Origin of the sequence: Streptomyces hilarionis, from assembly GCF_024539675.1 — a bacterium.
In the GTDB taxonomy this organism is placed as follows: domain Bacteria; phylum Actinomycetota; class Actinomycetes; order Streptomycetales; family Streptomycetaceae; genus Streptomyces; species Streptomyces hilarionis.
This window is the reverse complement of the sequence record NZ_JAHHIT010000270.1, coordinates 1-6,574: the sequence shown is the minus strand read 5'-3', so window position 1 is coordinate 6,574 and position 6,574 is coordinate 1. Positions and strand designations below refer to the sequence as shown.

Annotated in this window: 8 protein-coding genes; 4 read left to right on the top strand and 4 right to left on the bottom strand. The window is 67.6% G+C overall.

The features are described from left to right. Together KMS84_RS37355 and KMS84_RS37350 are read right to left on the bottom strand one after the other, a co-directional pair. A partial coding sequence (locus KMS84_RS37355) for a hypothetical protein (RefSeq protein ID WP_256921000.1) occupies positions 1–380 on the bottom strand: 380 nt, incomplete at its 3' end. Between the two features lie 89 nt (positions 381–469). Continuing rightward, positions 470–1,963 (bottom strand): VCBS repeat-containing protein, encoded by a 1,494-nt coding sequence (locus tag KMS84_RS37350; RefSeq protein ID WP_256920999.1) that lies wholly within the window; start codon positions 1,961–1,963, stop codon positions 470–472. Positions 1,964–3,037: 1,074 nt separating this feature from the next. Here KMS84_RS37350 and KMS84_RS37345 point away from each other — a divergent pair. Further along, positions 3,038–3,283: a DUF3761 domain-containing protein gene (locus KMS84_RS37345; protein WP_256920998.1), complete on the top strand. Its 246-nt coding sequence runs from the start codon at positions 3,038–3,040 to the stop codon at positions 3,281–3,283. A gap of 275 nt (positions 3,284–3,558) precedes the next feature. On the opposite strand, the gene KMS84_RS37340 is transcribed toward KMS84_RS37345, so the two are convergent. After that, positions 3,559–4,560: an endonuclease/exonuclease/phosphatase family protein gene (locus KMS84_RS37340; protein WP_256920997.1), complete on the bottom strand. Its 1,002-nt coding sequence runs from the start codon at positions 4,558–4,560 to the stop codon at positions 3,559–3,561. Positions 4,561–5,016: 456 nt separating this feature from the next. On the opposite strand from KMS84_RS37340, the gene KMS84_RS37335 reads away from it, so the two are divergent. Genes KMS84_RS37335 through KMS84_RS37325 form a run of 3 tightly spaced genes read left to right on the top strand, consistent with a single transcriptional unit; the run spans position 5,017 to position 6,087 of the window. Then, a complete protein-coding gene (locus KMS84_RS37335) occupies positions 5,017–5,457 on the top strand; it encodes a hypothetical protein (protein ID WP_256920996.1) in 441 nt (146 codons plus the stop codon). Between the two features lie 43 nt (positions 5,458–5,500). Next, on the top strand, positions 5,501–5,959 hold the full coding sequence (locus KMS84_RS37330) for a hypothetical protein (protein WP_256920995.1): 459 nt from the start codon (positions 5,501–5,503) through the stop codon (positions 5,957–5,959). Between the two features lie 2 nt (positions 5,960–5,961). After that, the gene (locus tag KMS84_RS37325) at positions 5,962–6,087 is read left to right on the top strand and encodes a hypothetical protein (protein WP_256920994.1); all 126 of its coding nucleotides are present in this window, start codon (positions 5,962–5,964) and stop codon (positions 6,085–6,087) included. A gap of 43 nt (positions 6,088–6,130) precedes the next feature. Here KMS84_RS37325 and KMS84_RS37320 read toward each other — a convergent pair whose 3' ends face one another. Then, positions 6,131–6,424, bottom strand: coding sequence for a hypothetical protein (locus tag KMS84_RS37320; RefSeq protein WP_368860716.1), 294 nt, complete (start codon positions 6,422–6,424; stop codon positions 6,131–6,133). Positions 6,425–6,574 lie beyond the last annotated feature (150 nt).

Here is a 6,574-nt window from a genome sequence, read left to right as displayed (position 1 = left end):
GCGGCCTTCGGGCCCCAGCCGCCGTCGGCCCGCCTCACCAGCGTGGGGTCCACCTTGACCCACTTGCCGCCCTGCACCGTGCGCACCGGCTCGGTGTACTCGCGGGCGGTGAACGTGCCGTCGGGCTCGGCGAAGATCTCGCGTCGCTCGGTCCGCAGACCCACGACCTCCGTCTTCTTGCCGCTGTCCTTCGCTGCCGCCATGGCCTGCTGCTCGGTCGCCATGGGCTGGTCTGCCGCGGTCGGCGACTGATCGTGCGCCGGTCCGCCGCCGTCCGGCAGCATCGCGAACCCGCAGACCATCGCGCCGGTGACCGTCGCCGCCAGGACAGCTCGCGCTACCGGACCACGCCGTATTACTCCGGTTCTGACTACGGACATGGGCTCCTGCTCCAGTCGATTCGTGTGAGCCGGGAAGGACTGGTTTCCGGGACGCCATGTCCGACGGGATGCGGAAAGTTTGCGCGGAGTCATCGAACCGCCGCCCCGAAGGCGCCCGCACCGGCGGGGATGCCACCCTCACCGGGCTTCCACGTCTGGGCCGGCGCACCGCCCGACGTCACGTTCCAGGAATAGCCGTGGACCGCGCGCCCTGTCTCTGGCCCATAGGGCATCCCGACGTACAGCAGCGAGGGACTGGAGCCGAGGCTGATGCCGGTAAATGTCCGGGCCGAGGGACCGGAGGGGATGCCGTTGCCCGGCTCGAGCCATGCATCCGATGCGCCGGGCTCACCGACCATGGGAAACACCTGGACGCCGCCTGCCTCAGGCGCGTCCCCAGAGGTCTCCTCACCGGGCACGCCCACCGCGAGGCGCATGGTGGCTGCCGTACTGACCACACTGGTGCTGGTGTTCACGGCCGCGAGCTGCTGGCCGAAGAAGTCGCCGGCCTCGGCCTCTCCTTCGACGCCTTCCTGATTTTGATCGATCCACTTCAGCACGGCGACCGTGCCGTCGGCCTTGATGTCGTAGACGTGCACAGCTCCGGCGTCGACCGTCGTGCCGAGGTCTTCCCCGGGCACGCCTACTGCGAGCAGGGAGTCGGTGGGAGCGGCCGCCCCTGACGGGCGGTATGAAGCCATTGCCAGCGCGCTGCCGTAGCGGTCGTCCGCCTGTGCAGCGTCGTCGGGACCGGCAGTTCGGCTCTGTCCCATGCCGAAGAGAGGTTGCGGAATCCCATCCGTATTGACCGACGGACGGAATGCCTGGACCGCACCGGCGAAGGAGACCGTCCCGGTGCTCTCGCCAGGAGCGCCGACCACGAAGTGGCGGTCCGTGGCGGAGACCGACGCGCCGAAGCGGTCGTAGGCTTCCGCGTCTTCCCACACGCCCGGGCTGTCTTGATGGAACGTGGTGACGGACGGGATCACACCGGACGCATAGGTCGCGAAGCCCATGTCCGTGAGCCCTGAGCTGTCCTCTCCCGGAGTCCCGATGACGAGGAACGGCACCCCGGTCGGCGACACCCCGCCCGCCACCGAGTAACCGACCCAGTCCTCCGCCTCGGCGGTGTTGCCCATGTTGCCGTCGGCGCCCTGCCGGAACCCGAGACTGGGCGTTCCCTGCCCGATGCCCGCCGGTGACCCGTACACAAGGTGCACCAGGCCTGCGTCCGGGACGGTGCCGATGTCTTCATACGGAATCCCGACCGCGATGTCACTGCACCCGTCGAGGTTCGCGTCGTACACGGCCAGCGAGAAGCCGAACTGGTCCCCCGCTTCTGCGACGTCGGACACGTTCGCCGTGTCCTGTGACAGCGTGGTCACGCCTTTCCCGCCACCCAGAACGATCTGGATCGCTCCGGCCTTCTCCTGGCCCGACACCGTTGCCAGGGGGTCGGCGATGGCCGTGTCGCGTAGCCCGTCCCCGTTGAAATCAGAGTCGACTCCGCCGACGCACCCGGCAGCGTAGGCCGGTACCTCCAAAACGATCCCGCTCACACCCGATAAGAGAAGCGCCGTCATCGCGGCAACGATGCCTCCGCATCGTCGCCGTCCCCCCGTCCCGGACACCAAAAGTCACCATCCCCGTACCGTCGGTCGATGGTCACAAATCCTTTACTGGTCCCTTACTCACCGCCAGGCATGCATGTCCGACATGATCGCATTCGCTGGATCACAGTTTCATCACAGATGCACTGGACGCATCGCCGAATACCCTTCTCGCCCCCACATGCCCCAATTGATGCCTCCACACAGTTCAAACCAGCTTCTTGACTGGTTCAAAAACCTCCATGGACCACACAGAACAATCACCGTGGTGGGGCACCGGGCTCAGCGCAGCGGCGGTACCCACTCGCCTGCCGCGAACGTCATTCGGGCTTGCGACCACAAGCCGTCACGAGCACACAGGCGGCTCACCATCGGCGTTGTGCTGTAACCACCGTCTCTCCCTCGACGTTAACCGCCTGGCTCTACGTGCCGCCGCCGCGACCTCTCCGGCCGCCCGCGCTTGCTGACCACCACAGACAGGCGCGCCCCGTACCCGGCGCCCCAACCATCAGAGCAGCGAACGCACGCGCAGCTCAGGCACTCCCCGTCGGCCCGCTGGCGGGACCGGGTGACCATGCATGTTCCTCAGGTACAGGCGACCTGGATCTCTTGCACGTCGATGAGCGCCCCGTGCAGCCGCTCCGTCTCGGCCGGGCGTCGTTGACCCGTGGGCAGCCGCAGCCTGGAGCAGGGTTCGAGTGAGGCCTCCAACGCCGAGAAGGCAGCTTCCACCGCCTATTAACGCCCTCATCAGGGTCATGCCCTTCTGACGACCACCGGCCGGGGCGGGGAGCTTACCGGCGCTGCTCGGGCAGGGCACATCGCCTGCGACATGCCGCACGAGCAAACGCATCCTCGCCACCAAAAGCCATTGACACGCCCGGCGGCCTGCTCGCAGCGCGCCACCCGCACACACGCCCGCCTTGGTCGAACATGGCGCGACCGTTCGACCACGACCGTCACACCCCGGTCACCGAAGGCCAGAGCGCCCACCCGGGAGCCGGCGGGCAGCGCATGATCGCATCTTCTCGACAGAAGGAGAGCTTGATGCTGACCACCGTGCGCAGCGTCGTGACGGCGGCGCTCATGGCAGGTGCCTTGCTGGCGCCGGTGGCTGTCGCCACCGACGCCGCGGCCGCCTCGTGCGCCCGGCACACCACCGGCGTGTGCAAGGCGAACTCCTCCCACCCGCGCGGCGCGACGGCCAAATGCAAGGACGGCACCTACTCCTACAGCGCCCACTTCCGCGGCACGTGCTCCCACCACCGAGGCGTCAAGTACTGGTACCGCTGAACCATCCAGACCCACACCGGCACCGGGACAGTCAGCCGTAGACAGCGTCCCCACCGCCTGGCCCCTTGCTCGATCCGAGGGGGGCATGCGGTAAGGCGGCTGTGGAACGCTCGTGACGACCATCGGCTGGGCGCAGTTGTACGCGCAGGCCCTCAGCCCCTACCACCCCGCGCCTGATCGGGCAGACGCATTGGCTGACTGAGACGGGCCAGCCCGCATGAGAGGAACCCTTGCGTCCGGCCCAACCCCAGCCCCAGCCCCAGGCGCGGTCCGGGTCAGGGGTCGGGGATCGTGAATTCGACCCACATCGGGTAGTGGTCGGAGATGTGCCATGACAGTTCGGTCAGGGTGAGATCGCCTCGCAGTGCGGGCACGAAGTCGACGTGCCCGCCGGCGACGGGCTCCATGGTCAGGACGGGTCGGCGTTTTTGGCCCTTCGTGAACCAGGCGATCTGGTCGTAGAAGTGTTCTCTGCCGACGTCGTCGAAGACGGTCCGCGGAAGTCCCGCCAGTTGCGGGGCGGGGACCAGGCCGGTGGAGGTGAAGGCCTTGAACAGCGGGTCGTCGGCGCGGTCGATGTTGAAGTCTCCGAGCGCGATGAGGTTGTGGTCCCAGCCGAACTCGCGCTCCGCCCAGCCTGCCAGCCAGGTGGCGATGGCTTGCAGTTCCGGGACCCGATCGGCGGCGTCTTTGCCGTAGAGGACATGGAGCGTGACCAGGGTGAACGTCTGGCGGCGTGAGAGGAAGCTGACCGCGTACGGGGTGCGGGCGAACTGACGCCCCAGGCCTCCCGCCGCCAGCCCGGCCTCCTTCTCGAGGGGGACCACCAGCTCGCAGGCCAGCCCGGACGGTTTGACCCGCCGGCTGTCGAACAGGAACGCCAAGCGCTCGTCGTTGCCCTGACTGCCTTCGGTGACGTCGGTGAGGATGAATGCCCAGTTCTCCCCCAGCGCCTTCATCAGGTGCCGCAGGGCCCGCAGGTTCCCGCGCACCTCCTGCACCGCGACCACATCGAACCGGCGCATCACCTCAGCGATCAGGTGCACATCGGTGAAGTTCCGCTTCGGGGACGCGCCCTCGGCGCTCTCCCAGGCCTTGGTCAGACCGGACAACGCCCGCACATTCCAGGTCGCGATCCGCAGGGCCTCCCCGTGCTTCGGCGGCATCAGCGCGTTGAGGGCCGTCTCCCAGCGCGAAAGCCGCGCGACGACCTCCGGGGGCGGTGCCAGGACATCAGGTTCCGTCGACACATCGGCCTCCCCGTCACAGCTGCGCATGCACCGAGAGTCGGGCGACTGGAGGCAACAGGCCATAGGCCGATTAGGTGGTTGCTGCTGTCCCGCGCCGCGGGCCTCCGGCGCCATGACGGCATGGTGCACCGTTGGGTGGTGCCGCTGACCAGTAGCGCGGCGCATGATGGGGCTGGCGGTGAAGCGAGGGTGTGGGTGGGTAGCCTGCGCTCTCCGCCTCTCCCTGCGGAATTGAATTCACCGCGCTTGGAGGGGACTGATGGTGGATTAGATATATGCATTTCGAGAATGCAATATACGAGTCAAAAAATGCATACTCGCAGTTCAGAGCGGGTCTAGCGAGCAAGGGGAAGGGGTATCAATCTGCGCGAGCGTGTTGCGCCTGCCAGATATCTGGGCATATTTTGAAGTGAGGTTTGGGTCCTGCCGACGGCGCGCACAAGCGTCGTCCTGTGGCACGGAAGCGGAAGGGCGGTGAGTCGCATGGACACACTGGAGCGCAGAGAAGACCAGGTCAAGGGCATCTTTGGCAGGGTTGAGGAGATCGAGGGAGTTGTTGAGGACCTCGCCGACCGGGAGCCGGAGGCCGTGGCACGCCTGCAGCGGGTGGCGTCCAGTGCTCTGGCCAGCGCCGGACCGGTTTCCCTGCGGGTGGCGGCAGACCTCTTGCAGCTCAGCGTCAGGACGGTCACCACTTGGGCCGATCAGGGCGTCCTTGAGGTGGTGGCGCGACGGCCCAAACGGGTCGACCCTGTCCAGCTCCACACGGTGAAGCATCTGATCGAGGAGTTGCGCGCAGCCGGCCGCAACCGGGACCTCGTCACCGCAGTGTGGCACCGGCTTCAGGACCAAGCAGCCCTTGAGCGGGACGACCTGGCGAAGAGCCTGGAGCAGTTCCGGGACGGCAAGAAGATTCCCATCTGAACCACACCGTCACCCGGTGCGACCTAATGTGTACCAAGTGTCAGTGGAAGTAACCGCCACCCCTCTGGCCCATCAGCAGATCAGCCGTCTGCGGGGCCCTGACAGACAGGCATTCGACCAGTTCAAGCAGGGCCTCAAGAGCGAGGGCTGCAAACATCTGGGCTACCGCATGACGGGGGAAGTCGTTGAACACCTGTGCGTCAAGCATCTGCCCCGCTCGTTACGTGTCATCGTGGCCTTCGAGAGCCGTACCGCGGCCACCGTGCTGCTAGTGGGACCGCATGACGACGATCCGAGCATCGACGTCTACACGGCGCTCTACACACTCGCCGGCTTGGACGAGGTGCCCGCCGCCCCGCGGACCAAGCCGCCTTGCTGCACAACGCGCGATCCCCTGCCCCCAACGGTGGATCAAGACACCCTCGACCGCCTCATCAACGGCGCACGACAGGTACGGGGCTCCCAGAGCCGTCGCACAGGGGGCCGAAGGCGCGGTGCCTGACTGTGTCGGCGCAGCAGGGGGCCCAGCTGTACCACGAGGCCGAAGAGCGCACTGCGCACTTCGGCGCGTCCGGCATCGACATCCACTTCGACTGCCGTGACGGCCTGTACAAGGCCCTCGGCAACTGACCGCGCACCCCCTGACAAGACAGCCGAGGAGCAGGCGGGCCGCTCATGAAGCGCGGCGGAAGACGGCGGCGGGGCCGATGACGCGGGGGCCGAACTTGGCGCGGACGCGGTCGACGGCCGCCTCTGCCACCACCCGGGCCTCGCGGGTGTCGTCGAGGCTGATCTGCTCGGCCACCTGGTCGGCGTCGGCCAGGTCCTCCCCCTTCAAGTCGGCCGCGCTGCCGGCTGCGTCCATCAGCCGGTAGGCGAGGGTGCGCAGGTCGTCGTCGTGCGCGGACGGCTCTGCGAGTCGGCGGGTCTTCTCCCACGAGGTCCCGCCAGCGAATGTCAGCACCAGCGTCAGGCCTTGGGCGGCCTGCCCGCGCCAGCGCAGGAGGTCTCCGAGCCGGACGACGAGGTCAGGAGGGCTGCGCGGACGTCGGCGCCTTCCAGGGTGTGGCGGGGGAAGACGTAGCGCACGGTTGCGGCGGCGGGGAGGGTGCGGGGG

Bases quoted from the DNA above. Each gene is read 5' to 3' on its own strand.
- KMS84_RS37350 (WP_256920999.1), bottom strand. From the start codon at position 1,963: ATGACGGCGCTTCTCTTATCGGGTGTGAGCGGGATCGTTTTGGAGGTA.
- KMS84_RS37345 (WP_256920998.1), top strand. From the start codon at position 3,038: ATGCTGACCACCGTGCGCAGCGTCGTGACGGCGGCGCTCATGGCAGGT.
- KMS84_RS37340 (WP_256920997.1), bottom strand. From the start codon at position 4,560: ATGCGCAGCTGTGACGGGGAGGCCGATGTGTCGACGGAACCTGATGTC.
- KMS84_RS37335 (WP_256920996.1), top strand. From the start codon at position 5,017: ATGGACACACTGGAGCGCAGAGAAGACCAGGTCAAGGGCATCTTTGGC.